The 26285-nt window shown below is 71.3% G+C and carries 21 protein-coding genes; 15 read left to right on the top strand and 6 right to left on the bottom strand.

Annotation, left to right across the window (positions count from 1 at the left end; all coding sequences use genetic code 11):
- The first annotated feature begins 8 nt into the window (after window positions 1-8).
- Genes nirB through L3Q67_RS05340 form a run of 4 tightly spaced genes read left to right on the top strand, consistent with a single transcriptional unit; the run spans window position 9 to window position 4709 of the window.
- On the top strand, window positions 9-2510 hold the full coding sequence (gene nirB, locus L3Q67_RS05355) for a nitrite reductase large subunit NirB family protein (protein WP_499188481.1): 2502 nt from the start codon (window positions 9-11) through the stop codon (window positions 2508-2510).
- A 44-nt stretch (window positions 2511-2554) separates the two neighbouring features.
- Complete coding sequence (gene nirD / locus L3Q67_RS05350; protein ID WP_499188480.1) at window positions 2555-2890, top strand: nitrite reductase small subunit NirD; 336 nt, start codon at window positions 2555-2557, stop codon at window positions 2888-2890.
- Window positions 2887-4002 (top strand): uroporphyrinogen-III synthase, encoded by a 1116-nt coding sequence (locus L3Q67_RS05345; protein WP_499188479.1) that lies wholly within the window; start codon window positions 2887-2889, stop codon window positions 4000-4002. Before nirD ends, L3Q67_RS05345 begins: the two co-directional genes overlap by 4 nt.
- 8 nt (window positions 4003-4010) lie before the next feature.
- Window positions 4011-4709 carry a sirohydrochlorin chelatase gene (locus L3Q67_RS05340; protein WP_499188478.1) on the top strand — a complete coding sequence of 233 codons (699 nt, stop codon included), beginning with the start codon at window positions 4011-4013 and terminating at the stop codon, window positions 4707-4709.
- Here L3Q67_RS05340 and L3Q67_RS05335 read toward each other — a convergent pair.
- Window positions 4634-5728 carry a winged helix DNA-binding domain-containing protein gene (locus L3Q67_RS05335; protein ID WP_499188477.1) on the bottom strand — a complete coding sequence of 365 codons (1095 nt, stop codon included), beginning with the start codon at window positions 5726-5728 and terminating at the stop codon, window positions 4634-4636. The two genes, L3Q67_RS05340 and L3Q67_RS05335, sit on opposite strands and share 76 nt — an antisense overlap.
- 9 nt (window positions 5729-5737) lie before the next feature.
- Entirely contained in the window at window positions 5738-6133 is a 396-nt protein-coding gene (locus tag L3Q67_RS05330; RefSeq protein WP_499188476.1) for a DUF3224 domain-containing protein, read from the bottom strand.
- 62 nt (window positions 6134-6195) lie between these two features.
- Here L3Q67_RS05330 and L3Q67_RS05325 point away from each other — a divergent pair, with 62 nt between their 5' ends.
- Window positions 6196-7161, top strand: a complete 966-nt coding sequence (locus L3Q67_RS05325) for a helix-turn-helix transcriptional regulator (protein ID WP_499188475.1) — start codon at window positions 6196-6198, stop codon at window positions 7159-7161.
- Window positions 7154-7963: a uroporphyrinogen-III synthase gene (locus L3Q67_RS05320; RefSeq protein ID WP_499188474.1), complete on the top strand. Its 810-nt coding sequence runs from the start codon at window positions 7154-7156 to the stop codon at window positions 7961-7963. Before L3Q67_RS05325 ends, L3Q67_RS05320 begins: the two co-directional genes overlap by 8 nt.
- Window positions 7964-8105: 142 nt before the next feature.
- On the opposite strand, the gene L3Q67_RS05315 is transcribed toward L3Q67_RS05320, so the two are convergent.
- Together L3Q67_RS05315 and L3Q67_RS05310 are read right to left on the bottom strand one after the other, a co-directional pair.
- Entirely contained in the window at window positions 8106-8930 is an 825-nt protein-coding gene (locus L3Q67_RS05315; protein WP_499188473.1) for a siderophore-interacting protein, read from the bottom strand.
- A gap of 22 nt (window positions 8931-8952) precedes the next feature.
- Window positions 8953-9264: an MGMT family protein gene (locus L3Q67_RS05310; protein ID WP_395900070.1), complete on the bottom strand. Its 312-nt coding sequence runs from the start codon at window positions 9262-9264 to the stop codon at window positions 8953-8955.
- A 107-nt stretch (window positions 9265-9371) separates the two neighbouring features.
- Between L3Q67_RS05310 and L3Q67_RS05305 the strand changes: the two genes are divergently transcribed.
- From L3Q67_RS05305 to L3Q67_RS05290, 4 genes are all read left to right on the top strand, one after another.
- Window positions 9372-12578, top strand: coding sequence for an ATP-dependent helicase (locus L3Q67_RS05305; RefSeq protein ID WP_499188472.1), 3207 nt, complete (start codon window positions 9372-9374; stop codon window positions 12576-12578).
- Complete coding sequence (locus L3Q67_RS05300) at window positions 12575-15886, top strand: ATP-dependent helicase (protein ID WP_499188471.1); 3312 nt, start codon at window positions 12575-12577, stop codon at window positions 15884-15886. Before L3Q67_RS05305 ends, L3Q67_RS05300 begins: the two co-directional genes overlap by 4 nt.
- Before the next feature lie 64 nt (window positions 15887-15950).
- Window positions 15951-17030: a potassium channel family protein gene (locus L3Q67_RS05295; protein ID WP_395900064.1), complete on the top strand. Its 1080-nt coding sequence runs from the start codon at window positions 15951-15953 to the stop codon at window positions 17028-17030.
- Window positions 17031-17081: 51 nt separating this feature from the next.
- Window positions 17082-17549, top strand: a complete 468-nt coding sequence (locus L3Q67_RS05290; RefSeq protein ID WP_499188470.1) for a hypothetical protein — start codon at window positions 17082-17084, stop codon at window positions 17547-17549.
- A gap of 685 nt (window positions 17550-18234) precedes the next feature.
- Here the strand turns inward: L3Q67_RS05290 and L3Q67_RS05285 are convergent.
- Window positions 18235-19368: a neutral zinc metallopeptidase gene (locus L3Q67_RS05285; RefSeq protein WP_499188469.1), complete on the bottom strand. Its 1134-nt coding sequence runs from the start codon at window positions 19366-19368 to the stop codon at window positions 18235-18237.
- A 214-nt stretch (window positions 19369-19582) separates the two neighbouring features.
- On the opposite strand from L3Q67_RS05285, the gene L3Q67_RS05280 reads away from it, so the two are divergent.
- From L3Q67_RS05280 to L3Q67_RS05260, 5 genes are read left to right on the top strand one after another with little or no spacing between them, the layout of a single operon-like run.
- Complete coding sequence (locus L3Q67_RS05280; protein ID WP_499188468.1) at window positions 19583-20734, top strand: cation diffusion facilitator family transporter; 1152 nt, start codon at window positions 19583-19585, stop codon at window positions 20732-20734.
- Window positions 20731-21354 (top strand): DUF4129 domain-containing protein, encoded by a 624-nt coding sequence (locus L3Q67_RS05275; RefSeq protein WP_499188467.1) that lies wholly within the window; start codon window positions 20731-20733, stop codon window positions 21352-21354. The genes L3Q67_RS05280 and L3Q67_RS05275 overlap by 4 nt, the downstream gene beginning before the upstream one ends.
- Window positions 21351-22487: a DUF4350 domain-containing protein gene (locus L3Q67_RS05270; protein ID WP_499188466.1), complete on the top strand. Its 1137-nt coding sequence runs from the start codon at window positions 21351-21353 to the stop codon at window positions 22485-22487. Before L3Q67_RS05275 ends, L3Q67_RS05270 begins: the two co-directional genes overlap by 4 nt.
- Entirely contained in the window at window positions 22484-23443 is a 960-nt protein-coding gene (locus tag L3Q67_RS05265; RefSeq protein ID WP_209664359.1) for an AAA family ATPase, read from the top strand. The genes L3Q67_RS05270 and L3Q67_RS05265 overlap by 4 nt, the downstream gene beginning before the upstream one ends.
- Window positions 23443-24720 (top strand): DUF58 domain-containing protein, encoded by a 1278-nt coding sequence (locus L3Q67_RS05260; RefSeq protein ID WP_499188465.1) that lies wholly within the window; start codon window positions 23443-23445, stop codon window positions 24718-24720. Before L3Q67_RS05265 ends, L3Q67_RS05260 begins: the two co-directional genes overlap by 1 nt.
- 543 nt (window positions 24721-25263) lie before the next feature.
- Here the strand turns inward: L3Q67_RS05260 and L3Q67_RS05255 are convergent.
- Complete coding sequence (locus L3Q67_RS05255) at window positions 25264-26271, bottom strand: stage II sporulation protein M (protein WP_499188464.1); 1008 nt, start codon at window positions 26269-26271, stop codon at window positions 25264-25266.
- Between the last annotated feature and the right edge of the window lie 14 nt (window positions 26272-26285).

Raw genomic sequence — 26285 nt, 5'->3', positions numbered from 1 at the left:
AGCAGCGAATGCGGACACTGGTTGTCGCCGGACACGGCATGGTCGCCCACCGGCTGGTCGAAGCGGTGCGGGCGGGCGGGAGCGACTGGCGGGTGGTCGTGCTGGCCGAGGAGTCGCGCCCGGCGTACGACCGGGTCGCCCTGACCTCCTATGTGGACGGCTGGGACGCGCAGGTGCTGGCGCTGCCCGGATCCGACTACGCCGACGACCCGGAGGTCGAGCTGCGGCTCGGTGATCCGGTGGTGTCGGTGGACCGCGAGCGGCGGGTGGTCCGGACCGCGGCCGGGTACGAGCAGCCCTACGACGCACTGGTGCTGGCCACCGGGTCGAAGCCGTTCGTCCCGCCGGTTCCCGGTCACGACCTGCCGGGCTGCTTCGTCTACCGGACGATCGACGACCTGGACGCCATCCGCGAGGCCACTGGTGCGGCTGGTCGCGGGCGCCGCTCGGCGATGGTGGTCGGTGGTGGCCTGCTCGGCCTGGAGGCCGCGAAAGCCCTGCGGGACATGGGACTCTCACCGCACGTGGTCGAGATGGGCCCGCGGCTGATGCCGTTGCAGGTCGACGACGGGGGTGCCGGGCTGCTGCGTGAGCTGGTCACCGCGCTCGACGTGACCGTCCACACGGGAACCTCGACGAACGTGATCGAGCCGGACGGCGACCGGCTCATCGCCAAGCTGGTCAACGGCACCGAGCTGGACCTGGACCTCGTGGTGTTCTCGGCGGGCATCCGGCCGCGGGACGAGCTGGCCAGGGAGAGCGGGCTGGAGGTCGGCGAGCGCGGTGGCGTGCTGGTGGACAACCGTTGCCGCACCAGCGATCCGGCGGTGTACGCGATCGGCGAATGCGCGTCGGTGGAGAACCGCGTGTACGGCATCGTGGCGCCGGGTTACGCGATGGCGGAGATCGTCGCCGCGCAACTGCTCGGGGGTGACGGCGAGTTCGGCGAGCAGGACATGTCGACCAAGCTGAAGCTGCTCGGGGTCGACGTGGCCAGCTTCGGTGACGCGCACGCGGCCACCGAGGGCGCCCGCGAAGTCGCCTTCGCCGATTCGGTCGACGGCTACTACAAGAAGCTGGTGGTGTCCGAGGACGGCAAGACGCTGCTCGGCGGGGTGCTGGTCGGGGATGCCTCGCAGTACACGATGCTGCGGTCGTTCGTCGGTCGCGCGCTGCCCGCGTCACCCGGTTCCATGCTTTCGCCCGCGGGCGGCGGTGAAGGGGTCGGCGTGGACGCGCTGCCGCCCGACGCGCAGGTGTGTTCCTGCAACGCCGTCACGAAGGCGGCGATCACCGACGCCATCCTCGAGCACGAGTGCACCGACGTGCCGAAGCTCAAAGCCTGCACTCGGGCGGGCACGGCCTGCGGTTCGTGCGTGCCGATGCTGGCGAAGCTGCTGGACTCGTGCGGGGTGGAGCAGTCGAAGGCGCTCTGCGAGCACTTCTCCTTCTCCCGCGCGGAACTGTTCGAGATCGTGAGCGCCACGCGGATCAGCACCTTCGGCGAGCTGATCACGCGCCACGGCACCGGGACCGGCTGCGCGATCTGCAAACCGGCGGTGGCCTCGATCCTGGCGACGCTGGGCAACGGGCACATCCTCGGTGGCGAGCAGGTGACCCTGCAGGACACCAACGACCGGTTCCTGGCGAACATCCAGCGCAACGGCTCGTATTCGGTGGTGCCGCGCATCCCCGGCGGCGAGATCACCCCGGCGAAGCTGAAGGTGATCGCCGAGGTGGCCGAGGAGTTCGGGCTGTACACCAAGATCACCGGCGGGCAGCGGATCGACCTGTTCGGCGCGACGGTGGACCAGCTGCCGCCGATCTGGCGCCGGCTGGTCGACGCGGGCTTCGAATCCGGGCACGCATACGGGAAGTCGCTGCGCACGGTCAAGTCGTGCGTCGGCTCCACCTGGTGCCGGTACGGGGTGCAGGACAGCGTCGGCATGGCGGTCGAACTGGAGCTGCGCTATCGCGGACTGCGCTCGCCGCACAAGCTCAAGGCGGCGGTCTCGGGGTGTGCGCGGGAATGCGCGGAGGCGCGTGGCAAGGACTTCGGCGTGATCGCCACGGAGAAGGGCTGGAATCTCTACGTCGGCGGCAACGGCGGCACGACGCCCCGGCACGCGCGGCTACTGGTGTCCGATGTAGACAGCGAGACGCTGTTCCGGACGATCGACCGGTTCCTGATGTTCTACGTGCGCACCGCCGACCGGCTGCAGCGCACGGCACCGTGGATCGAGGAGCTGGAAGGCGGCCTGGACCACCTGCGTGACGTCATCGTGAATGACAGCCTCGGCATCTGCGAGGAGCTGGACGCCGCGATGGAGAAGCACGTGGACTCCTACGCCGACGAATGGCGTGGCGTGCTCGAGGACCCGGAGAAGCTCGCGCGGTTCACCTCGTTCGTGAACGCTCCGGGCACGCCGGACCCGACGATTTCCTTCCGCGTCGAGCGTGAGCAGAACGTGCCCGTTTCTCTCGGAATGCCGGAGGTGGCCGCGCGATGACCGCGTTGACTTCTTTTGCCGGGGGTTCGGGGGTCGTCCCCCGAGTGACACAGGAGCAGGTGTGGACCGCCGTGTGCCCGGTGGAGGCGGTGCCGCTCGGCGCCGGGGTGGCCGCGTTGCTGCCGGACGGCTCGCAGGTGGCCGTCTTCCGCACCGGCGACGGCGTGTTCGCCCTGTCCAATGTAGACCCGTTCAGCGGTGCGGCGGTGCTCTCGCGCGGCATCATCGGTGACCGGGGCGGGGTGCCGGTGGTGGCGTCGCCGATGCACAAGCAGTGCTTCGAGCTGTCGACCGGGCAGTGCCTGGACGATCCGGAGGTCCGGGTGGCCTGCTACCCGGTGCGGGTGGCCGCGGGCACGGTGGAGGTGGGCGGGCCATGACGGCCCTGCCACCGCTGGCGGGTTTCGCCGTCGGGATCACGGCGGCGCGCCGGGCTGATGACCTCGGGGCGCTGTTCGTGCGGAAGGGGGCGTCCGTGCGGTACGGGCCGGCGATCCGGATCGTGCCGCTGTCGGACGACACAGAACTGCTCGGCGCGACGCGCCGGTTGCTGGACGAGGCGCCGGACGTGGTGGTGGCGACCACCGGCATCGGCTTCCGCGGCTGGATCGAAGCCGCGGAGGGCTGGGGGCTCGGCGACGCGGTGCTCGCCAGGCTCGGCGAGGCCGCGGTGATGGCACGCGGGCCGAAGGCGAAGGGCGCGGTGCGCGCGGCCGGGTTGTCCGAAGTGTACTCACCGGATTCGGAGAGCAACGCGGAGTTGTTGCAGCACCTTCTGGAGTCCGGTGTGGACGGACGACGGGTGGCGGTGCAGCTGCACGGTGAGCCGTTGCCGTTCTTCGTCGAATCCCTGCGCTCCGCCGGTGCCGAAGTGATCGAGATCCCGGTGTACCGCTGGGTGGGCCCGGCCGATCCGGGACCGCTGGACCGGTTGCTGGATTCCGTGCTGGAGGGCGGGATCGACGCGATGCCGTTCACCAGCGCACCCGCCGCGGCGAGCATGTTCGCCGTGGCCAAGCGGACCGGCCGGTACGCGGCGCTGGTGGAGGCGCTGACGCGCCGGGTGCTGGTCGCCTGCGTCGGGCCGATCACCGCCGCGCCGTTCGCCGCGCTGGGCATCCCGACCGTGCAGCCGGAGCGGTCCCGGATCGGGGCGCTGGCGCGCACGCTGTCGCAGGGGTTGCTGGACCGGGTGCCGAGGTGGCGGGTGGCCGGGCGGACGGTGGAACTGCGCGGGCAGGCGGTGGTCGTCGACGGTGAACTGCGGACACTGGCGCCCGCGCAACTGGCGGTGCTGCGGGCGCTCGCGGAGGAACCGGGCCGGGTGATCTCGCGGCGGCAGTTGATGACCGTGCTGCCCAGCGGCGGGGACGAGCACGCGGTGGAGACGGCGGTCGGCAGGCTCCGCACTTCACTGGGTGAGGGAAAACTGGTGCAGACCGTGGTCAAGCGGGGTTACCGGCTGGCCGTGGAGAAGGCGGGGATCGCTTGATCGTCCTGGTGGCACACGGAACCCGGGCCGCGGCCGGGGTGCGCGTGATCTCGGAACTGGCGGAACTGGTGCGCGAGCGGGTGGCCGTCCCGGTGCGGGTCGCCTACGCGGACGTGCTCCAGCCCGACGTGACGACGGTGCTCGCGGACGCGCCCGGCCCGGCCGTGGTCGTGCCCGCGTTCCTGGCGTCGGGGTACCACGTGCGGACCGACATCCCGGCCCAGATCGAGGCGAGCGGGCACGCGGCGGTGACCGTTACGCCGGCTTTCGGCGCGGCACCCGAGCTGATCGACGTGCTGGAATCGCGGCTGCTCGACGCCGGGTACCGCGAAGGCGACGCCGTGGTGCTGGCGGCGGCCGGGTCCAGTGATCCACGGGCGCTCAGCGAGGTCCGGATGGCCGCGCGGGCGTTGCGGGCGCGGTTGGGCGTGCCGGTGCGGGTCGGGTTCGCCGCCACGGCACGGCCGTCGATCGCCGAGGTCGTGGGTTCGCTGGGAGTGTCGCGGGTCGCGGTGGCTTCTTGGCTGCTCGCGCCCGGGTTGTTCCACCGGAGGCTCGTCGACTCGGGTGCGGCCGTGGTGGCCGACCCGCTGGGCGCGCACACTTCCGTCGCCGACCTCGTGGTCAGGCGCTACCAGTCGACCTTGGCCAGCGTGAGCCCACGAGCCGCGGCGACCAGTTCGGCTTCCTCGGCGACGCGGTTCTGAGTGCCCGGGTCGAGCGGCCAGAACGACGTGACGGCGATCGAAAGCCGTTTGCCGGAGGTCTTCGGGCGCCAGACACCGGCGATCTCCCCGTCGGCGAGCAGCGCGCCCGGATTGCCGAGGATTTTCCAGATCTCCTTCTGGTGGGGCTTTTCCGGCACCAGCAGATCTCGGTCCCTGGACTGGAGCAGCGGGTCGGAAGGCGGCAGCAGGCGTACGACGTCGGGCTCCGGCGGGTTCTCCAGCAACGCGAGCGCGTCGGCAGGCAGGTAGCGCTTCTTGCCGTCGACCTGCACTTCCGCGAGGTCCGACGGCCACATCTCCTTGGCCACGGCCGCCGTCGTGCTGGAGAAGCCGCCCGCGTCACCGGGTGTGGCCGGACCGTGCAGGCGCAGGTAGGCCGCCATGACGGCGGTCGCGGCGGCGACGTCCGGCTTGGCCGGGACCGGCCCGCGGTTCTCGATCGGGGTCAGGGTCGCCGGGGACGCGTCCCGCACCAGTTCGAGCCCGGCGAGCGGCGCGGCCAGGCGCATGAGCTGTTCGAGGATGTGCGTCGCCCCGCAACCACGGCACCAGACCGAGAAACCGTCCGGTACGAGCTTGGTGACCGCGGTGCTCGCGGCCCCCTTGGTCATCGTCTTGCCGACGGCCTTGCGCAGGGCCTTGGCCGCGACCGTCAGCGCCTCGGCCGCGGGGACACCGGCACGGGCGACCTGGGCGCGCTGCCAGTTCATCCGGGCCTGGGCGTCCGCTTCGGACAGTGGCACCAGGCTCGCGACCAGGGCTTTCCGGTCCTGCCGCCGGTGCAGGTGCGGCGCCCCGCGGTGGGACCAGAGCAGGGCGAACCGGTCGTCTTCGGGGTCGGCCGGGATGGACAGCCGCGCGGCCAGCGCGATGGCCGGGCCACCGCGCTGGTTGTCCTGCACGCCGAGGCCGAACACGGCCAGGTCGTGCGGGTCGGCCGTCTCGCGGTGCAGGCCCTGCGCGGCGATCCGGTAGGCCATCACCTGCTGCCTGTCCACGTGACCGTCCTAAAGGGAGTATTCGAAGGTGTAGGACATCGCCGGTTCGCCCGATGCGCCGGTGGCGGTGCCGGTGCCGCGCAGACCGGTCAGCTCACCGGTGCCCGAGCCGTCGACCACGGTGAACGTGCCGTCGATGCCGTTGGCGTCGAACGCTACCTCGTGCCGGATCACGAAGCTGCCCTTGCGGCCGTCGACCGCGCCCTCGATGCGTTCGAAGCCGGGCGCGCGCTGGCCGGCGCCGTCGTAGTCCGGGCCGGTGTAGTAGAGGAGGTAGTCGCAGGAGGACTCGCCCTCGATCAGGCCCGAGTAGGTCATCACGGCGTGGGCGTGTGCGTACCGCGGCTGGCCTTCGGCGCCACTGACCACGTTTTCTTCCCAAGTCTTCGTCGCAAAGGTGTTCATGGGTCGTACTGTGCCGGGCTTACTTGACAGCTTGTGTCAGGTTTTCCGGGCATACTGGAGCCATGCGGGCGAGCAGGTTGTTGTCGGTGCTGCTGCTGTTGCAGAACCGGGGCCGGATGACGGCCGACGAGCTCGCCGGGGAACTCGAGGTCTCGGTGCGCACGGTGTACCGGGACATCGAGGCGTTGTCGGCGGCCGGGGTGCCGGTGTACGCCGATCGCGGGCGCACCGGGGGATATCAGCTGGTCGACGGCTACCGCACGCGGTTGACCGGGCTCACCGAGGAGGAGGCGCGGTCGCTGTCGCTGGCCGGGCTGCCCGCGGCGGCGTCCGAACTGGGGCTCGGAACCGTGCTCGCGGCGGCCCAGCTGAAGCTCTACGCGGCGTTGCCCGCGGACCTGCGTGATCGGGCGGCGAGCGTGTCGCAGCGGTTCTACCTGGACGTGCCCGGGTGGCACCGGGGGATCGAGAGCCTGCCGCAGCTGGCGGAGGTGGCCGAGGCGGTGTGGCAGACGCGGCGGCTGCGGATCGAGTACCGGCGGTGGGGCAACCAGGAGGTCACGCGGGAGATCGAGCCGCTGGGACTGATCCTGAAGGGCGGCAGCTGGTACCTCGCCGCGCGGTGTGAGGGCAACGACCGGACGTACCGGATTTCGCGCATCGAGGGGATCGAGACGCGGGACGGGTTCACGCGGCCCGCTGATTTCGACCTGGCGGAGTACTGGCGGGCGTGGTCGGAGCAGTTCGAGCGGCGGCTGTATTCGCGGCGGGCGGTGGTGCGCCTGTCCCCGCTGGCGCAGACGCTCGTACCGTTCTACCTGGGTTCGGTGGGTGCGCGGGCGCTGCGGGAGGCTTCGGCCGTGCCGGATGAGGCGGGGTGGGTTCAGCTGGAGTTGCCGGTGGAGCAGGGCCGTCCGGCGATCGGGGAGCTGCTGCGTTTCGGGCCGGGCTTGCAGGTGCTGGAGCCCGCCGACCTGCGCGAGGAATTGGCCGAGGCGATTCGGGAGATGGGTGCGCACTATGGATGAGCTGAGCGGCGTGACCATCGGGATCACGGCGGAACGGCGGGCCGAGGAGTTCATCGCGGCGCTGGAACGGCACGGCGCCGTGGTGCGGCACGCGCCGACGATCCGGATCGTGCCGTTGCCGGACGATGACCTACTGGGGACCGCGACCGACGCGGTGCTTTCCGCGCCGGTGGACTACCTGGCGGTGACCACGGGGGCTGGTTTCCGGGGCTGGGTCGAGGCTGCGGAGGGTTGGGGTCTTCGGGACGATCTGCTGAGGCACCTCGGTGCTTCGCGGATCGTTGTCCGGGGCCCGAAGGCGAAGGGTGCTGTCCGGGGTTTCGGGCTGGCGGAAGAATGGTCGGCTCCGGGGGAGACGAATGCGGAATTGTTCGATCATTTGCTTTTTGAAGAATTGGCGGGCAAGCGAGTCGTGGTGCAATTGCACGGAACGCCGTTGCCCGCCTTGACGGACTCGTTGGTTGTGGCTGGGGCCGAGGTCGTCGAGGTGCAGCCTTACCGGTGGGAATGGCCTTCTGACTTGGCTCCCGCACATTCGCTGATCGATGATGTCCTGGCTGGCAGGGTTCGGGTGCTGGCGTTCACAAGCGCTCCGGCGGTGGCGAACCTGCTTGCTTTGGCCGGTCCTCGGCTGGATTCGCTGGTAGAGGCCCTGCGTACGCGGGTTGTCTGTGCCTGCGTCGGTTCCGTGACCGCTGCGCCTCTTACGGAATTGGGGGTGCCCACCCTGCAACCGGACCGGCCACGGCTGGGGGCCCTGGTGAAACTACTGGTACACGAGTTCTCCACCCCGGCCTCCTAACGCGCGACCCCCACACTCCCGCACCCGAGTCCCGCACTGGGGAGGCGGGGAGCGCGGCGTCCCCATCAAGGACGAGTGCCGTGAATGTGGCTTTCACGGCGGATTCGGCCGTGAAAGCCACATTCACGGCAGGTGCGGCGGGTTACAGGTCGTCTGCGGGGGGTGGGGTGGTGAGGGCTTCCCGGCCGACCTCTTCTTCGGTCTTGCCCTGCCGCCAGTAGCCGGTGAAGGTGATGGCTCGTTTGTCGAAGGTTCGTTCCCGGACGAGGTGGCGGCGGGCGAACTTCACCAGGCTCGCCTCCCCGGAGAGCCACGAGTAGGCCTTTCCGGCGGGCAACTCGGCGGCGCGTAAGGCATCCAGCACGGCTTCCCCGTGTGACCGCCCATCGCGCGCGATCCAGGTGATCTCGACGTCCTTGGCGGCGGTGTCGAAGGTCTGCTCGTCCGCGCGATCCCCGATCTCCACGTAAGCCCGCACGACCGCGTCCTCCGGGAGCGACTCGATGATCGCGCCCACGGCCGGGATGGTCGACTCGTCGCCGACCAGTAGTTGCCATTCGGCGTCGTCGGGTGGGGTGTGGAGGGCGTGCGGCGGGGTCAGGAAGATCAGTTCGTCACCGACGGAAGCGCGCTCCGCCCACGACGAAGCCGGGCCGACGTCGTGCAGGACGAAGTCGACGTCGATCTCCGAAGGGCGGATGGCGCGCACGGTGTAGGTGCGCATCGGCGGGCGTTCGGCGTCCGGCATGGCGAGGTAGCGCCGGTACCAGGTGAGCACCTCGCCGTCGTCCAGCGACGGCGGCAGCACGGGACGCGCGGCGCCGGGCACCGGGAAGAACAGCTTGACGTACTGGTCCGGACCCACATCGGGGACCGTGGTGGCCACTTCGAAGGTGATCCGGGCCATGTGCGGCGTCAGCCGCCGGACGGCGGACACGTGCAGCGGGTGGTACGTCGGGCTCGCCATTAGGCAAGGCTAACCATAGACATCACCAGAGGCCACCCTCGGGCTCCTCCTGATTCCACCGATACGTCCGCAGGTCCACCTTCTGCCCGTCCGCCAGCACACCCTCCGCGCGCAGCCGCGCCAGCTGCTCGTCGGCCAGGTGCGGCGCCGGGGTGCCGTTCGCGCGCAGGATCCGGTGCCACGGCAGGTCGGAACCGTCTTCGGCGAGGATGGCGCCCACCATCCGCGGCGAGGGGGCGCCGGCCAGGCTCGCGATGTCGCCGTAGGTGGAGACCTTGCCGGGCGGCACGTCGCTGATCACCGCCCGCACCCGTTCGTGCAGCTCTTCGTCCATGCGTACAGCTAACCGGACGACACCGACAGTTCCGAGCGGGTGCCGCTACACGGTGCCGATCACCTCCCGTGGTCCAATCGGGTGTGGCAAGCAGGACGAAGCACCGGGTGAGCGCGCGACTGGTGCGCCGCCCGGTCGTGCCGTCGCCACCCCGCCACTGGGAGCCCGACGCCCGTCGTGTGCTCGTCGGACCGGTCGGGTTCGCGCGCGTGCTGGGCGGTCCGGGCACCGGAAAGACCACGCTGCTCGCCGAGGCCGTCACGCGCCGGATTCGCGACCAGGGCGTCGATCCCGAGCACATCCTGGTGCTCACCACGTCGCGCCGCGCCGCGGAAGCGGTGCGTGCGGACATCACGCGCCTGCTCAACGACGGCGATCCCGAGGCACCCCGCACCATCCGCGAACCGATCGTGCGCACAGTGCACTCGTACGCCTACGCCGTGCTGCGCCTGCAGGCCCGGCTGCGTGAGGAGCCCGCGCCCCGCCTGCTCAACAGCGCCGAGCAGGACGTGATGATGCGCGAACTGCTCGCGGGCGACCTCGAGCAGGGCGCGCTCGACTGGCCGGTCGAGCTGCGGCCCGCGCTGACCGTGCCGGGGTTCGCCGAGGAGCTGCGTGACCTGCTCCTGCGCGCCGCCGAACGCGGGCTCGGGCCGGAGGACCTGATCAAGCTCGGTGAGCAGAAGAACCGCGAGCAGTGGATCGCCGCGGGCACGTTCTGGCGGCAATACGAGGAGGTCAGCGCGCTGCAGGGAGCCGGGGGCAACGCGCTCGCGCTGCCCGGCGCCACCGCCTACGACGCGGCTGAGCTGGTCATTTCCGCGCTGGTCGCGCTGAACACCGAGCCGGAGTTGATGCTGCGCGAGCAGAACCGCGTCCGGCACCTGTTCGTCGACGACGCGCAGCACCTCGATCCGCTGCAGTTCCGCCTCCTGCGCCACCTCGGCTCCGGCGCCGACGACTTCGTGCTCGCCGGCGACCCCGACCAGTCGATCTTCTCCTTCCGCGGCGCCGATCCCACGCTGCTGGAGCAGGCCGACCGCCGCGAGAACCGGACGATCCGGCTCACCCGCACCCATCGGCTCGCCCCCGCGATCGCCGCCGCGGTCAACCGGCTGGTCCGGCACCTCCCCGGCCCGCGGCGCCCGGAACTGCGCCCGGCCGAAACGGAGACCGAGGACGAGCGCGACGAGGGCGTGGTCAAGATCCGGCTGCTGTCCACCCCCGCCGCCGAGGGCGCGTGGATGGCCGATCAGCTGCGCCGCGCGCACCTGATGGACGAGATCCCCTGGTCGGAGATGGCTGTGCTGGTGCGCTCGCCGTCACGGACCTTCCCGGTGCTCATCCGCGCGCTGCGCGCGGCCGGGGTGCCGATCGCGGCGGCCTCCGAGGAACTGCCGCTGGCCAAGCAGCCCGCGGTCCGGCCGTTGCTGGCCGCGCTCCGGGCCGCCGATGATCCGTCCACTGTGGACGCCGACGTGGCGGAAATGCTGCTCGCCTCACCGCTGGGTGGCGCCGATCCGCTGGCGTTGCGGCGGTTGCGCCGGGGCTTGCGACGGCTGGAGTTGTCGGCGGGCGGCGAGCGGTCCAGTGACGAACTGCTCGTGGAAGCGTTGCTGGAGAACGATCCGCTGACCGCGCTCGCCGACGCGGAGGCCGGGCCCGTGCGTCGTGTGGCCGGGCTGATCGCGACCGCGCGCGAGTCGATCCTGCAACACCGCAACGTGGAGAACGTGCTGTGGGATCTGTGGCAGGCCAGTGATCTCGAGGCGCGGCTGCTGCGGTTCGCCGATCGGGGCGGGTCGCTCGGCTCGCAGGCCGACCGCGATCTGGACTCGGTGGTGGCCCTGTTCCACGCCGCCGGTCGCTATGTCGACAGATTGCCGCATTCCACGGTGACCGCGTTCGCCGACTACCTGACCTCGCAGCAGATCGCCGGTGACAGCCTCGCGCCCAAGGCCGCGCGCAAGGAGGGCGTCACGCTGCTCACCGCCCACGGGTCCGCCGGTCGCGAATGGACGGTGGTCGCGGTGGTCGGCGCCCAGGAAGGCAGCTGGCCGGACCTGCGGCTGCGGGGATCACTGCTGGGCGTGGAGAAGCTGGTCGACCTGCTGTCCGGCGTGGATGGTGAGCAGGTGTCCGCGACAGCGCCGTTGCTGGCCGAGGAACGCCGTCTGTTCTACGTGGCCGCCAGCCGCGCCCGGCGGACTTTGCTGGTCAGCGCGGTGCGTGGCGAGGACGAGCAGCCTTCGCGCTTCGTCGACGAACTGGACGAAGCCGCGCCGGACGAATCGTCGGCCGACCCGCGGCTGAAGACCGGTGGCCGGTCGCTGGTGCTCGCGGAACTGGTCGGCGAGTTGCGCCGATCCGTGTGCGACGCGGAGATGGACACCGAACGACGGCAGCTCGCCGCGCGTCAGCTGGCGAAACTGGCGGCGGCCGGTGTTCCCGGCGCGCATCCGTCCACTTGGTACGGGGTGCCGCAGCCGTCCACCGAGGTCGCGTTGTTCAACCCCGGGCAGCTGGTCAGCGTCTCGCCGTCCACTGTGGATATCCTGGCGCGCTGTCCGTTGCGCTGGCTGCTGGAACGCCACGGCGGCGACGATCCCGCGCAGCTCGCGGCGGTCACCGGCACGCTGGTGCACGCGCTGGCCCAAGCCGCCGCCGAAGGCACGGACGACGACGACCTGCGGGCCGCGCTGGACGAGGCGTGGACGCGGGTCGACGCCGGCGCGCCCTGGTTCTCCCGGCGCGAACGCCGTCGCGTGGAACAGATGCTGGAGAACTTCATGGCCTGGCTGCGCACCAGCCGCGCCGAGCTGACCAGCGCCGGAAACGAGAAGGACGTGCAGGTCGTGCTGCCGCCGGAGCACGGCGACGGCGAGGACGAGCTGCTCGTGCGCCTGCGTGGGCGGGTCGACCGCCTGGAACTGGACGAGCAGGGCCGTCCGGTGATCGTGGACATCAAGACCGGCAAGACCCCGGTCACCGCCGCGGATGCCGAGCAGCACCCGCAGCTCGCGGCCTACCAGCTGGCCGTGCTGCTCGGCGCGTTCGGCGACCTCGGCACCGAGCCGGGTGGCGCGAAGCTGGTCTACGTGGCCAAGGCGAACAAGAAAACCGGTGCCACGGAACGGCAACAGGCCCCGCTCGACGAGGAAACCGGCCCCACCTGGCTGGACCTGGTGCGTCGCGCGGCCGGATCCGCCGCCGGGCCGGGATTCGAGGCCAGGGAGAACGCGGACTGCCCGCGTTGCCCGGCGCGCGGCTCGTGCCCGGTGCGCCCGGAAGGCCGTCAGGTGACCGGGCCATGACGGTGACGCTGCCCGGGGGCCGCCCCCCGGACCCCCGGCGGAAGACGGCTGACCGCCTGGTCACCCCGGCCGACGTCGCCGAGGCGCTCGGCCTGCACCCGCCGACGCCCGAACAGGCGGCGGTGATCGCGGCACCCACCGAACCCGCGCTGGTGGTGGCCGGGGCGGGCGCGGGCAAGACCGAGACCATGGCCGCGCGCGTGGTGTGGTTGGTGGCCAACGGTTTCGTCACCCCGGAGCAGGTGCTCGGCCTGACCTTCACCCGCAAGGCCGCGCGCCAGCTCGGTGAGCGCGTGCGTGCGCGGCTGCGACGGCTGGCCGGTTCCGGGCTGCTGGACCGGGTCGATCCGAGCGGCGGTCGCCGGGCGTCGGTGATGGCGGGCGAGCCGACCGTGCTCACCTACCACGCCTACGCCGGTCGGCTGCTGGCCGAGCACGGGCTCCGGCTGCCGGTCCGGCCCGGCGCGCGGCTGTTGTCGGAGACGGCGTCCTGGCAGCTCGCGCACCGGGTGGTCTCGCACTGGGACCCCGATCTCGACACCGACAAGGTGCCGCCGACGATCACCGCGCACGTGCTCGGCCTGGCCGGTGAGCTGGGCGAACACCTGGTGTCCACAGACAAGCTGGCCGAGTACACGGCGTGGTTGTCCGCGCTGATCGAGAACGCGCCGAAGGCCAAGGGGCAGCGGGACTCGCTGCCGGTCAAGTTGCAGGAAATCGTGGCCGCGCAACGGTTCCGGCTCGCGTTGCTGCCATTGGTCGAGGCCTACCACGAGCGCAAACGAGCCGAGGGCGCGCTGGACTTCGCGGACCAGATGTCGCTGGCGGCCGGGCTGGTCACCGACCACGAGGAGGTCGTGATCGGCGAGCGCGAGCGCTACACCGCCGTGCTGCTCGACGAGTACCAGGACACCGGGCACGCGCAACGCGTGCTGCTGCGCGGGTTGTTCGGCACGGGTGAGCACCCGTCGATGACGGTGACCGCGGTGGGTGACCCGGCGCAGGCGATCTACGGCTGGCGTGGCGCGAGCGCGGCGAACCTGCCGCGGTTCACCACCGACTTCCCGAAGTCCACCGGCGAAGGGCTCGCGCCCGCCGACGAATACGGCCTGCTGACCAGCTTCCGCAACCCGCCCGAGGTGCTGGTGCTGGCCAACGCCATCGTGGAACCGTTGCGTGTCAAGGGGCTCGGCGTCAAGCAGCTGCGGGCACGGGTCGGCGCGCACTCGGCCGACGTCTCGGTCGCGCTGTTGCCGGACATCCGCGTCGAGCGTGAATGGGTCGCCGAACGCCTGGCGGAGCGCTGGTTCACCGCGATCGAGGCGACCGGCGAGCCGCCGACCGCCGCCGTGCTGGTCCGCCGCCGGGCCGACATGGCGCCGATCGCCGCCGAACTGCGGGCGCGCGGGATGCCGGTGGAGGTGGTCGGCCTCGGTGGTCTGCTGGAGGAACCCGAGGTCGCCGACCTGGTCAGCACGCTGCGGGTACTGGCGGACCCGCTGGCGGGCACGGCGGCCGCGCGGCTGCTGACCGGCGCCCGCTGGCGGCTGGGCGCGGCGGACGTGAAGGCGTTGTGGAGCCGGGCCGTCGAGCTGTCCGCGGATCCCGCGGCCCCCAAGGAAACCGAAGCGACGCTGGTACCGGAACGGGCCGAGCACACCGGTCTGGTCGACGCGATCGACGATCCCGGTGAGGCGGACCGCTATTCCCGCGAGGGGTACCGCCGCATCCAGCGCCTCGGTGCCGAACTGGCCACCTTGCGGCGCAGGCTGGACCAGTCGCTGCCGGAGCTGGTGTCCGATGTGGAGCGGACCATGCTGCTCGACGTCGAAGCGCTGGCCCGGCCGAACGCCGCGGGCCGGGCCCACCTGGACGCCTTCGCCGATGTGGTCACCGAATTCGCCGAAACCTCGCCCACCGCCACGCTGATGTCCTTTTTGGACTACCTGGCCACCGCGGAACACGCCGAGGACGGGCTCAGCCCCGGTGAGGTCGAGGTGGTGCCGGACCGCGTGCAGGTGCTCACCGTGCACGCCGCGAAGGGCCTGGAATGGCAGTACGTGGCCGTGCCGCACCTGGTCAACGACGTGTTCCCGAGCAAGCGGCGCTCGTCCTCGTGGCTGCGCACGGTCACCGCGCTGCCCGCGAAGTTCCGCGGTGACGAGCAGGACCTGCCGAAACTGCGGCTGTCCGGCGGCGAGAACCGCAAGGAAGTGCTCGAAGAACTGGAGCTGCACGAAGCGAACTTCGCCGATCGCGAGGCCGACGAGGAGCGCCGGCTCTGCTACGTGGCCCTGACCCGGTCCGAGCACGGGCTCCTGGTTTCCGGGCACTGGTCGAACGAAAGCAGCGCGAAGCCGAAGGGCCCGTCCACCTTCCTCAGCGAGGTGCGCGAGGTGGTGATCGAGGAGGGCGCGGGCGACCTCGGCGTGATCGAGCAGTGGGCCGACCCGCCGGAGAACGAGGAGGAAAACCCGCTCACCACCGCGACCCGCACCGCGGTGTGGCCGGTGGATCCGTTGGGCGGCAGGCGATCCGCGGTCACCGAGGGGGTCGACCTGGTGCTGGACGAACTGGCCGTGCTGAGCCGTCGTGACCCCGGGGAACCCGATCCGGACGAGGGCCACGAGGACCCCGACGGCTGGATCGCGGACACCGACGTGCTGCTCGCCGAACGGGCGAAGGCGGTGGGCCGGACCGAGGACATCGTGCTGCCCGACCATCTGTCGGTCAGCCAGTTGGTCGAACTGGCCGCCGATCCGGAGTCGCTGGCGGGCAAGCTCCGACGCCCGCTGCCCGCGCCGCCGAACAGCTTCGCGCGCCGCGGCACCGCCTTCCACGCCTGGCTGGAACAGCGGTTCAGCGGCGATCGGCTGCTCGACTTCGAGGACCTGCCCGGCGCGGCCGACGACGAAGCGGTCGGCGACGGCGAACTGGAACTGCTGCAGCGCGCCTTCGAGCACAGCGAATGGGCCGGCCGCACCCCGCACGACGTGGAGGTCCCGTTCTCCGCCGAGGTCGACGGCATCAACCTGCGCGGCCGGATGGACGCGGTGTTCGCCGACCCCGACGGCGGCTGGACCGTGCTCGACTGGAAGACCGGCGGCGTGCCCGGCCCGGACCGGCTGCCCGCGCTGTCGGTGCAGCTCGCCGCGTACCGGCTGGCCTGGTCGGTGCTGGCCGGGGTGCCGCTGGAGAAGGTGCGCGCGGCGTTCCACTACGTGCGCGACGACCGCACGGTCAGCCCGGTCGACCTGCTGGACTTCGAGGGGCTGCGTGAACTCCTGCGTTCGGTACCGGAGGAATGAACGTGGCCGAAGTCACCGTCGGCTACGCTCCCCGCGTGATCCACGCACGCCTCGGGGAGCAGGCATGATCAAGCGCATCCCCTTCCAACTGGGCGACCGGTTGCACGACCAGCCCGACCACGAGCTCGTCGGCGTGATCAAGATGCCGGAGCACACGGTCAGCCCGCTGCGCGCGATCGTCAAGCGGGTGATCGGGGCGGGGCTGGCGCTGCTGGCCACCGTGCTGATCGTCTACCTGGACCGGGACGGCTACCGTGACGCCAACGGGGACGGGCTCACCTTCCTGGACAGCGTGTACTACGCCACGGTGTCGCTGTCGACCACGGGTTACGGTGACATCGCACCGGCCACGCCGTCGGCCAGGTTCGTCAACGTCGTCGTCATCACCCCGCTGCGGGTGCTGTTCCTGATCGTGCTGGTCGGCACGACGCTCGAGGTGCTCACCGAACGGTCGCGCCAGGCGTTCAAGATCCAGAAGTGGAGGCACAAGGTGCGGGACCACGTGGTGGTCGTCGGGTTCGGGACCAAGGGCCGGGCGGTGGTGAAGACGCTGCTCGGCGACGAGAACATCGAACCGAGCCAGATCGTCGTGGTGGACACCGACCAGCAGGCGCTCGACGCCGCCGGGGTGCTGGGCCTGGTGACCGTGCACGGCTCGGCCACGCGGTCGGACGTGCTGAGGGTCGCCGGGGTGCAGCGCGCGCGGGCGGTAGTGGTCGCCTCGAACCGCGACGACTCCGCGGTGCTGGTGACGCTGACCGCGCGGGAGCTGGCGCCCAAGGCGCACATCGTGGCTTCGGTGCGCGAGGCGGAGAACGTGCACCTGCTCAAGCAGTCCGGCGCGAACCAGGTGGTCATCTCCAGCGAGACGGCCGGGCGGCTGCTCGGCATGGCCACGTCCACCCCGCTGGTGGTGGACATGGTGGAGGACCTGCTCACGCCGGAGTCCGGGCTCGCCATCGCCGAGCGGCCGGTCGAGCCGTCGGAGGAGGGCGGCTCACCGCGGCACCTGCCGGACATCGTGCTCGGGCTGGTGCGCGACGGGCAGCTGTTCCGGGTGGACGCCCCGGAGGCCGACGCGATCGAGCCGGGGGACCGGCTGCTCTACGTCAAGAAGGTCACCCCGGCGGAGCAGTCCAGTTGATGATCTTGGTCCGCCTGGGTTTTGCCTGGGGGATCTGGAACGATTGCCGTTGTGAGCGGGCAATCGGGGACTTCGCCGGAACGCGCTTCGGCGCGCTGGCGTGAGTTCGCCGTCGCCGCGCTCGCGGGTGTGCTGGTGGTGCTGGCCGCCTGGTTGACGCCGGGGGTGCTCGGGGCGGGCGGCGGCACCGACGACGTGGTGGCGCGGGCGACCGTGACGAAACCCCTGCCCTGTACGAACACGGGCGCTCGGGAGGGCGTCCGCGTGGAGGTCGACGGCCAGCGGCGGGATGCCACGCTGAGTGCCTGCGGGCACAGCGAAGGTGAACAGTTCGATGTGGCGGTTCCCTCGGATGCCGGTTCGGGCCCCCTCGAAGTGCGGATCGTCGCCGCCACCCGGGACGAGAACTCACTGCTGCAGCCGGTCGCCCTGGGCCTGCTCGCCCTCAGCTGCCTGGCCGGCGGCACCTACGCCCACCTCTACCTACGAGGCCCCCGCCGCCGCCCCGTCCTGATCTAACCCCCCGCGCCCCACACTCGCGCACCCGAACCCCACGTTCAACCAGCCGAACTCCACGTTCAGGTAGCCGAACCCCACACTCGCGCAGGCGAGTCCCACGTTCAGATAGCCGAGTTCAACGTTCGGACGGCTGAACCCCACACTCGGGTAGCCGAGTTCCACACTCGCGCCCGAGTCCCACGTTCAGGTAGCCGAGTTCAACGCTCCGACGGCTGAACCCCACACTCGGGTAGCCGAGTTCCACACTTGCGCCCGAGTTCCACACTCGGGTAGCCGAAGTCCATATTCGGGCAGGCGAGTCCCACCCTCAGGCAGGCGAACACCACGTTCAGGTAGCCGAGTTCCCCGCTCGGGCAGCCGAGTTCCACGTTCGGACAGCTGAATCCCACACTCGCCCAGCGGCGAACTCGCTTGCCCCAGCTTCGAACTCGCTTGCCCCAGCGGCGAACTCGCTTGCCCCAGCGGCGAACTCGCTTGCCCCAGCGGCGAACTCGCTTGCCCCAGCGGCGAACTCGCTTGCCCCAGCGGCGAACTCGCTTACCCCAGTGTGGAATTCGCTTGCCCGAGTGTGGAACTCGCGCGCCCGAGTGTGGAACTCGCCTGCCTGAGTGTGGGACTCGGCTGCGCGAGTGTGGAACTCGGCTGCCTGAGCGTGGAGTTCGGCTGCCTGAATGTGGGGCTTGGGCTAGGAGACTGCGGAGCTGGCGGCGGAGAAGGTGTTGCAGTCGACGATTCGGTTGTCCTTGGCGCCTGCTCGCCACCACGAGGCGTAGTGCGCATTCGTGCCGTGGTCTCGGCTGCCGGAGGTGTTGTCCCCGCGGGTTTCTTGGTCGTCCCAGGCTTTGTCGTACATGTCCCGGTTAATGGTGCCACCGCGGTCCACGTGCGCCCCCAGGAACATGCCCGAGAAGCACTGCGCCTGCAGTTCCTTGCGCCGCGCCATTTCCAGGCCTGCTTCCGAGTTCTGCCCCGCCGCGTAGATCTCCTCCCACGCGGCGTCCATCAGCCCGGCGACCTCCTGCACGTGGTGCCCGTATTCGTGCGCGAACAACGCCAGGTACACGCCCGGGTTGTTGCCGTACTGATCGGTCTGCAGCCCGCGGAAGGGCACGTACAGATTGTTCTCGCAGTAGTACGCCGCGGTGGCGATACCTACCTGGATGTTGCCGCATTCGGTCTGGAAGCTCGAACCCGTCGGGAAGTGCAGGCTCGGCGGGGTGAACGGCAGGTTGTAGTGCTCCAGGAACGGCCCCCAAGCCGCGTCGAGGCACTGGCTGGCGGCGGTGAAGAACGCCTCCGCCGCCGACTGGTTGCTCTGCCACCCGGGCAGGTTGCACACGCGGTTCTTCAGCCCGGCCTGCGGATCCTGCAGGATCGGGTGGTCGGCGAGCTGGTAGATCTTCTGCGGGCCACTGCTCGACGGGCTCTCCGCCGACCGCGGGCTGCTCGGCGCGGACGAACTCGACGACGCCGTGCTCGACGAACCACCCGTCGGCTCGGTCGGCGTGTCGCTCAGCGTGGCCGGGGCGATGGTGCCCGCGTCGGCCACCGAGTCCTTGTTCGAGCTGACCGCGACGACCACCACGATCAGGCTGACCACCAGCAGCACCGCGGCTCCGGCGCAGACGGCGATGAGCGGCCCGTTCGACTTCTTCGGCGGCCGGGGCGGACCGCCGTACGGCGGCAGCTGCTGGCCCCAGTGCGGCGGCGGGTATCCCGGCGGACCGGGCGCCGGGCGCGGCGGTGGCAGCGGGCCGGACGGGGGCTGCTGGCCCCGGTGGCCGTGCGGCGGCCACGGGCCCTGCGGCGGTTGCGTCATAGAGAGGATCCCCGGCTGTCTCCGGCACTGGTGGCCTAGGCGGTCACGACTGCCGAGAGCATATCCACTCACCCGCGCCGCCGGGGCCCTTCCGGGCGAATCACCCCACACCGGCAGTACTGCCCCGGACGGTTCCGCCGAGTCGCATTGGCCTGGGCCGACCTGCTCTGAAAGAGTTGGCGGGGTCACCGAGACCGACCTTGGGCAGGAGCCGATGAGCGACACGAACGGGTGGGCGACCCCGGGCGGGCCACCCCCGCACCACCAGCCGCAGGGCTGGCCCCAGGCACCGCAACCAGGTCCCCGCTGGAACCCGGACGGGTACGGCAAACCGGGCGTGATCCCGCTGCGGCCGCTGAACGTCGGTGAGATCCTCGACGGCGCCTTCACCACGGTCCGGCGCAACCCGGCGGTGATGCTGGGCGTGTCGCTGGTGGTGGTGCTCATCACCCAGGCCGTCGGCTTCCTGGTCACCCTCCCGCTGCTCGACGACCTCAACCGCGTCGCCGCCGTCAGCGACGAGATGATCACCCAGCGGCAGGCGCAGGACCTGCTGGGCGACCTGCTCGGCTCCAGCGCGCTGGTGGCCGTGGTGGGCGGACTGGTCTCGGCGCTCGGTTCGAGCTTCCTGGACGGCTTCCTCACCGTGGTCGTCGGCAAGGCCATCCTCGGCCGCAAGCCGACCTTCGGCGAGGCGATGAAGGAGGCCGCGCCGCGGCTGCTGCCGCTGGTCGGGCTGACCATCCTCTACACGCTGATGATCTTCGTCGGGCTGCTGCTGTGCATCGTCCCCGGCGTCTACCTCGCGGTCGTCTTCGGCCTGGCCACGCCCGCGCTGGTGCTGGAGAAGGCGGGCGTCGGCACCGCGTTCAAGCGGTCCAGCCACCTGGTCAAGGGCGCTTTCTGGCGCGTGCTCGGGGTGCTGCTGCTGGCGCTCGTCATCGCCTGGGTGATCAACCAGGTGGTCTCGCTGCCGTTCGCGCTGGCCGGCGACTTCTCCAGCTTCTCCTCGATGTTCACCGGCGAGCTGCCCGAGTACACCGTCTGGGGCACGGCGCTGACCACGCTCGGCACGGTGATCGCGCTGACCTTCACCACGCCGTTCTCCTCCGGCGTCCGCGCGCTGGTCTACATCGACCAGCGCATGCGCAAGGAGGGCATGGACCTGCAGCTGGCCCGCGCCGCCGCGGCCCCGGCCGCGCCGCCCGCCGGGTCCACCGACCTGACGCCGCCGTCCGGTCTGCCGCTGGGCCAGGTCACCGAACCGCCCGCTACCCAGCAGGAGCCCGCCGGAAGCACCGGAAGCACCGGAAGCACCGAGGAGGACAAGCCCCAGCAGGACCCAGAGCCGCCGCGCCCGTCATGATCCCGGTCGACATCGGCCGGGACGAGGCCGCCGAAGCGGCTCGACGGGAACTCGCCGACCCGGCCTACCGGGCGGCCGAGCCGTCCTGGCTGGCCAAGGCGATGGAGTGGGTGCTGGCGCGGCTCGACGAGGTGTTCACGGCCGCGGCCGCGCTCACCACGGCGACCCCGCTCGGCTGGGCGCTGCTCGCGTTGTTGTTGCTGGTCGCGGTCCTGGTGATCCGGCGACGGCTCGGTCCGACCCGGCGGCGGGCGAAGGCTTCTCACGAGGTCTTCGACGGTGACAAGCTGACCGCCGCCGGGTACCGGCAGACCGCCGAGACCGCGCTGGCCGAAGGCAGGCTCGCCGACGCCGTGCGCGACCGGTTCCGCGCAATCGTTTGCGGTCTGGAAGAACGCGGTGTGCTGGACGTCCGGACCGGGCGCACCGCCGACGAGGCCGCGACCGAAGCGGGCAAGCGGCTGCCCGCGCTCGCGGACGAACTGCGCCAGGGCGCGAACCAGTTCGACGACGTGTTCTACGGCGGTCGCCCGGCCACCGAGCCGGGCTACCGCCGGCTGGTCGCGCTCGACGAAGCGGCGGCGGCGACCCGGCCGCTGGTCGGCGGAGCCGCCCGGTGACGTCGATCTCGCCCAGCGCCGAGAAGCTCTGGCGTGCCGCGAAGAAGCCGCTGATCATCCTGGCGGTCCTGCTCGCCGGCGTGCTCGCGCTGGTGATCATCCGCGGTGACGAGGGCGCGCGCGAAGAACTGCACCCTGACTCGTACGCACCGGACGGCGGTCGTGCGCTCGCTCAACTGCTCCGCGGGCAGGACGTGCGCGTCGATCAGGTGGACACCTTCGACGAAGCCCGGTCAGCGACCGATGCCACGCTGCTGATCGCCCGGCCGGATCTGCTGCCGCCGGAGCGGCTCGTCGAACTGCGCGACCGGGCGCGGCAACTGGTGCTGGTCGGGGCGCAGGGGCCCGGGGTCGGTGCGGTGGTGCCCGGCACGGAGGTCGCCGGGATCACCGAGGTGCGGAACCGGCAGCCCGAGTGCCCGCTCTCGGCGGCGGTGGCCGCGGCCGAGGCGACCTCGGGCGGCGTCCGCTACGAACCGGGCGACGGCGTGCTCTCGTGTTATCCCGACGGTGAGGCGGGCACGTTGGTCCAGCGGTTCGGCGGTCCACAAACGACGGTGACGCTGCTCGGCACGCCGGCTCCGCTGACCAACGCCCGGCTCGCCGAAGCGGGCAACGCGGCGCTGGGCATGCGCTTGCTCGGGACGAACGAACGCCTGGTCTGGTACCTGCCTTCGGCGACCGACGCGGCACTGCGCGGTGACGAGAAGTCCTTCACCGAACTCGTTCCCGCGGGGCTGAAATTCGGGCTGGTGCAACTGTTCCTGGCCGCCGTCGTACTGGCGTTGTGGCGGGCCCGGCGGCTGGGACGGGTGGTGCACGAACCGCTGCCGGTGGTGGTCCGCGCGGCCGAGACGGTGGAAGGCCGGGCGCGGCTCTACCGCCGGTCCGGGGCGGCCGCGCACGCCGCCGGAACGCTGCGCCACGCCGCCCGAACCCGGCTCGCGCCGCGGGTCGGCCTGGCGCCCGATGTCGAACCGCCCGCGCTGATCGGCGCGCTCGCGACCCGGACCGGCAGGCCGGGCGCGCAGGTGCACGTCCTGCTCTACGGTCCGCCGCCGGAAAACGATCCGGCGCTGGTCCGGCTCGCCGATGAACTTGACCGACTCGAGAAAGAGGTCGACGACCGATGACGTCCGCTGCTGACGCCCGCGAGGCACTGATCGCGCTCCGTGCGGAGGTCGCCAAGGCCGTGGTGGGCAACGACGGCGCGGTGAGCGGGTTGATCGTGGCCCTGCTCTGCCGCGGGCACGTGCTGCTCGAAGGCGTGCCGGGGGTGGCGAAGACGCTGCTCGTGCGCTCGCTCGCGGCCGCGCTCGACCTGACCACCACGCGCGTGCAGTTCACCCCCGACCTGATGCCCGGCGACGTGACCGGTTCGCTGGTCTACGACGCGCGCACGGCGGACTTCTCCTTCCGCGAGGGTCCGGTGTTCACGAACCTGTTGCTCGCGGACGAGATCAACCGGACGCCGCCGAAGACCCAGTCGTCGTTGCTGGAGGCGATGGAGGAGCGGCAGGTTTCGGTGGACGGCAAGCCGCGTGCGCTACCGGATCCGTTCATCGTGATCGCCACGCAGAACCCGGTGGAATACGAGGGCACCTACCCGCTGCCGGAGGCGCAACTCGACCGGTTCCTGGTGAAGCTGACCATGCCGGAACCCTCGCGCGAGGACGAGTACGGAATCCTTTTGCGGCACGCGGAAGGCTTCGATCCGCGCGACCTGACCGCAGCCGGGGTGAAGCCGGTCGCCGGGCCCGCGCAACTGGCCGCCGGACGGGCCGCGGTGGCGGATGTGAAGCTGCGGCCCGAAGTGATCGCCTACATCGTCGACCTGTGCCGGGCGACGCGGACTTCGCCGTCGGTCCGGCTCGGGGTCTCGCCGCGTGGGGCGACCGCGTTGCTGGCGGCGGCACGGGCGTGGGCGTGGCTGGCCGGTCGCGACTACGTGACGCCGGACGACGTGAAGGCGCTGGCCAGGCCCGCCCTGCGGCACCGGCTCGGGCTGCGGCCGGAGGCCGAGTTGGAGGGCGCGACCGCGGACGGGGTGCTGGAGCGGGTGCTCGCTTCGGTGCCCGTGCCGCGCTGATGGCGATCACCGGGCGCGCCGGGCTGGTCGCGCTGGCGGGTGTGGTGGTGGCGGTGCTGTGGCCGTCCGGGCTGACCTTGCTGGTGCTGGCTTTGGTGCTGCTGCTGGCGATCGGGGTCGACCTGGTGCTCGCGGCGAGCGTCCGGGCACTGACTTTTTCGCGCTCTGGTGCGGATTCCGTGCGGTTGGGCGAGACCGCCGAGGTGACGCTGACGGTGGAGAACCCGGGGACGCGGACGTTGCGCGGCCGGCTTCGGGACGCGTGGCAGCCGAGCGCGGGGATCGCCGAGGATCGGCATTCCGTGGTGATCCCCGGTGGGGAGAGCCGTCGCGTGGTGGCCGTGCTGACGCCGACGCGTCGTGGTGATCGGCGGGCCGCGGCGGTAACCGTACGATCGTTCGGTCCGTTGGGGCTGGCCGCGCGGCAGGGTTCGCACGAGGTGCCGTGGACGTTGCGGGCGCTGCCGCCGTTCCACAGCCGTCGGCACCTGCCCGCGCGGCTATCGCGACTGCGGCAGCTGGACGGGCGGCAGGCGGTGCTGGTTCGCGGGCAGGGCACGGAATTCGACTCGTTGCGCGAGTACGTGATCGGCGACGACGTGCGCTCGATCGACTGGCGCGCCTCGGCTCGGTCCGCCGACGTGGTGGTGCGGACCTGGCGGCCGGAACGGGATCGGCACGTGGTCCTGGTGCTGGACACCGGCCGTGTGTCGGCGGGCCGCGTCGGCGATGTGCCGCGGCTGGACGCTTCGATGGACGCGGCTCTGCTGCTGGCCGCGCTGGCCGAGCGGGCGGGGGACCGGGTACAGCTGATCGCCTATGACCGCGTCCTGCGCGCTTCGGCGTCGGGGGCGGGGCCGTCGCTGGTGAACTCGATGGCGCCGCTGGAGGCGGAACTGGTCGAGCCGGACCTGCGCGGCATGGTCACCGAAGTGCTGCGGCGGGCGGGGCAGCGGTCGCTGGTGGTGCTGTTCACCGGCCTGGACGCGGCGCCGGTGCAGGACGGTTTGGTGCCGGTGCTCACTTCGCTGACCGCACGGCATCAGGTACTCGTGGCGGCGGTGGCGGATCCGCGGGTGTGGGAAATGGCGCGGGCGCGGGGCGACGCGGAAGCCGTCTACGACGCCGCGGCCGCGGAACGAACGCTCGCGGAACGACGGCAGGTCACCAGCCTGCTCGGCAGCCGGGGCGTCGAAGTGGTGGACGCCGTGCCCGCCGAACTGGCCCCCGCCCTCGCGGACCGCTACCTGGCCCTGAAAGCCGCCGGCCGCCTCTGACCCACGCCCTTCCACCCACCCCACGCCCTTCCCATCCACTCCACGCCCCCGTCCCACCACCTCGCCCACCCGACCTCGCCCATCCGAGCTTCAACCTCGCACCCGAACGCAGCCCTCACCCACCCCAAGCTCCGGGCCCACCCGAGTGCGGAATTCGCCTGCCTGAACGTGGAACTCGCCTACCTGAGTGCGGAACTCGGCTGCCCGAATGTGGAACTCGCCTGCCTCAGTGTGGGACTCGCCTGCCGGAACGTGGGACTCGGTTGCTTGAGTGTGGGACTCGGCTGCCCGAGTGCGGAACTCGCCTTCCCGAGTGTGGGACTCGGCTGGCTGAACGTGGGACTCGGCTGCACGAGTGTGGGACTCGGCTGCTTGAACGTGGGGTTCGGCTGTTTGAGCGTGGGGTTCGGGTTTGTGGGTCTTGTCGCGAGTCCTGCACTCAGGCAGCTGAACTCCACATTCAGGTAGCCGAACTCCACGTTCGGGCAGCTGAACTCTGCACTGGGGTAGCTGAAAGCCACATTCGTGACACGGGCAGAGGGGTCAGGCGGAGGTGGGGGCGGTGTCGGCGGTGAGGCGGGTGTCCAGGTCTCCGGTTTCCCCGGCCAGCGCGGCTCGCCTGCCCACGATGAAGACGTAGGCGAAGAACACGAGTTCGGCGACCACTCCGATGCCCACCCGCGACCAGGTCGGCAGGCCCGACGGCGTCACGAAGGCTTCGATCACCCCGGTGACCAGCAGTACGCAAGCCAGTCCCAGCGCCATCAGCACCACGGTCCGGCCCTCTTCGGCGAGGGCGGCGGCTCGCGTCCGGCGGCCGGGGTCGATCACCGTCCAGCCGAGTTTGAGGCCGGTGCCCGCGGCGACGAAGACCGCGGTCAGCTCCAGCAGGCCGTGCGGGGTGATCAGGCCGAGGAAGATGTCGAGCCGCCCGGCCGCGGCCATCAGCCCGCCCGACATGCCGACGTTGAGCACGTTGGTCGCCAGGATGTACAGCACCGGCAGGCCGAACAGCACCCCGAGCAGCAGGCAGCCCGCCGCCACCCACGCGTTGTTCGTCCACACCCGCGCGGCGAACGAGGCCGCCGGGTCGCTGGAGTAGTACGACTCGAAGTCACCGCCGGGCGCGGTCAGCTGCCGGATCTCCTCCGGCGCGGCCACGCTCGCCTGCACGTCGGGGTTCATCGCGATCCACGCCGAAACCGCGGCCGAAGCCAGCAGTGAGACCACCATCACCGGCACCCACCAGTGCCAGCTCCGGTAGACCGCCGCCGGGAAGCGGCGCGTGAAGAACAGGCCGAACTCCCGCCACGCCGGGCTGTGCGTGCCGGTGACCGCCGAGCGCGCGCGGATCACCAACGCGGACAGGTGCTCGATGAGCGCCGGATCCGGGGCTTTCGCGCGGAGCGTGGACAGGTGCGTGGCCGTGCGCTGGTAGAGCAGCACCAGTTCGTCGGCTTCGGCACCGGTCAGCCTGCGGCTGCGCTTGGTCAGCTCCTCGAGCCGGTCCCACGCGGGCCGGTGCGTGGCGACAAAGACGTCGACGTCCAATCCCGGTCCGTTCC

The sequence above is a fragment of the Saccharothrix sp. AJ9571 genome (assembly GCF_021725495.1).
Lineage (GTDB): Bacteria > Actinomycetota > Actinomycetes > Mycobacteriales > Pseudonocardiaceae > Amycolatopsis > Amycolatopsis magusensis.
The sequence above is the reverse complement of the archived record's forward strand: the minus strand, read 5'-3'. Positions and strand labels throughout refer to the sequence as shown.

Bases quoted from the DNA above. Each gene is read 5' to 3' on its own strand.
- nirB (WP_499188481.1), top strand. From the start codon at position 9: ATGCGGACACTGGTTGTCGCCGGACACGGCATGGTCGCCCACCGGCTG.
- L3Q67_RS05345 (WP_499188479.1), top strand. From the start codon at position 2,887: ATGACGGCCCTGCCACCGCTGGCGGGTTTCGCCGTCGGGATCACGGCG.
- L3Q67_RS05330 (WP_499188476.1), bottom strand. From the start codon at position 6,133: ATGAACACCTTTGCGACGAAGACTTGGGAAGAAAACGTGGTCAGTGGC.
- L3Q67_RS05325 (WP_499188475.1), top strand. From the start codon at position 6,196: ATGCGGGCGAGCAGGTTGTTGTCGGTGCTGCTGCTGTTGCAGAACCGG.
- L3Q67_RS05320 (WP_499188474.1), top strand. From the start codon at position 7,154: ATGGATGAGCTGAGCGGCGTGACCATCGGGATCACGGCGGAACGGCGG.
- L3Q67_RS05315 (WP_499188473.1), bottom strand. From the start codon at position 8,930: ATGGCGAGCCCGACGTACCACCCGCTGCACGTGTCCGCCGTCCGGCGG.
- L3Q67_RS05310 (WP_395900070.1), bottom strand. From the start codon at position 9,264: ATGGACGAAGAGCTGCACGAACGGGTGCGGGCGGTGATCAGCGACGTG.
- L3Q67_RS05300 (WP_499188471.1), top strand. From the start codon at position 12,575: ATGACGGTGACGCTGCCCGGGGGCCGCCCCCCGGACCCCCGGCGGAAG.
- L3Q67_RS05295 (WP_395900064.1), top strand. From the start codon at position 15,951: ATGATCAAGCGCATCCCCTTCCAACTGGGCGACCGGTTGCACGACCAG.
- L3Q67_RS05285 (WP_499188469.1), bottom strand. From the start codon at position 19,368: ATGACGCAACCGCCGCAGGGCCCGTGGCCGCCGCACGGCCACCGGGGC.
- L3Q67_RS05280 (WP_499188468.1), top strand. From the start codon at position 19,583: ATGAGCGACACGAACGGGTGGGCGACCCCGGGCGGGCCACCCCCGCAC.
- L3Q67_RS05275 (WP_499188467.1), top strand. From the start codon at position 20,731: ATGATCCCGGTCGACATCGGCCGGGACGAGGCCGCCGAAGCGGCTCGA.
- L3Q67_RS05265 (WP_209664359.1), top strand. From the start codon at position 22,484: ATGACGTCCGCTGCTGACGCCCGCGAGGCACTGATCGCGCTCCGTGCG.
- L3Q67_RS05260 (WP_499188465.1), top strand. From the start codon at position 23,443: ATGGCGATCACCGGGCGCGCCGGGCTGGTCGCGCTGGCGGGTGTGGTG.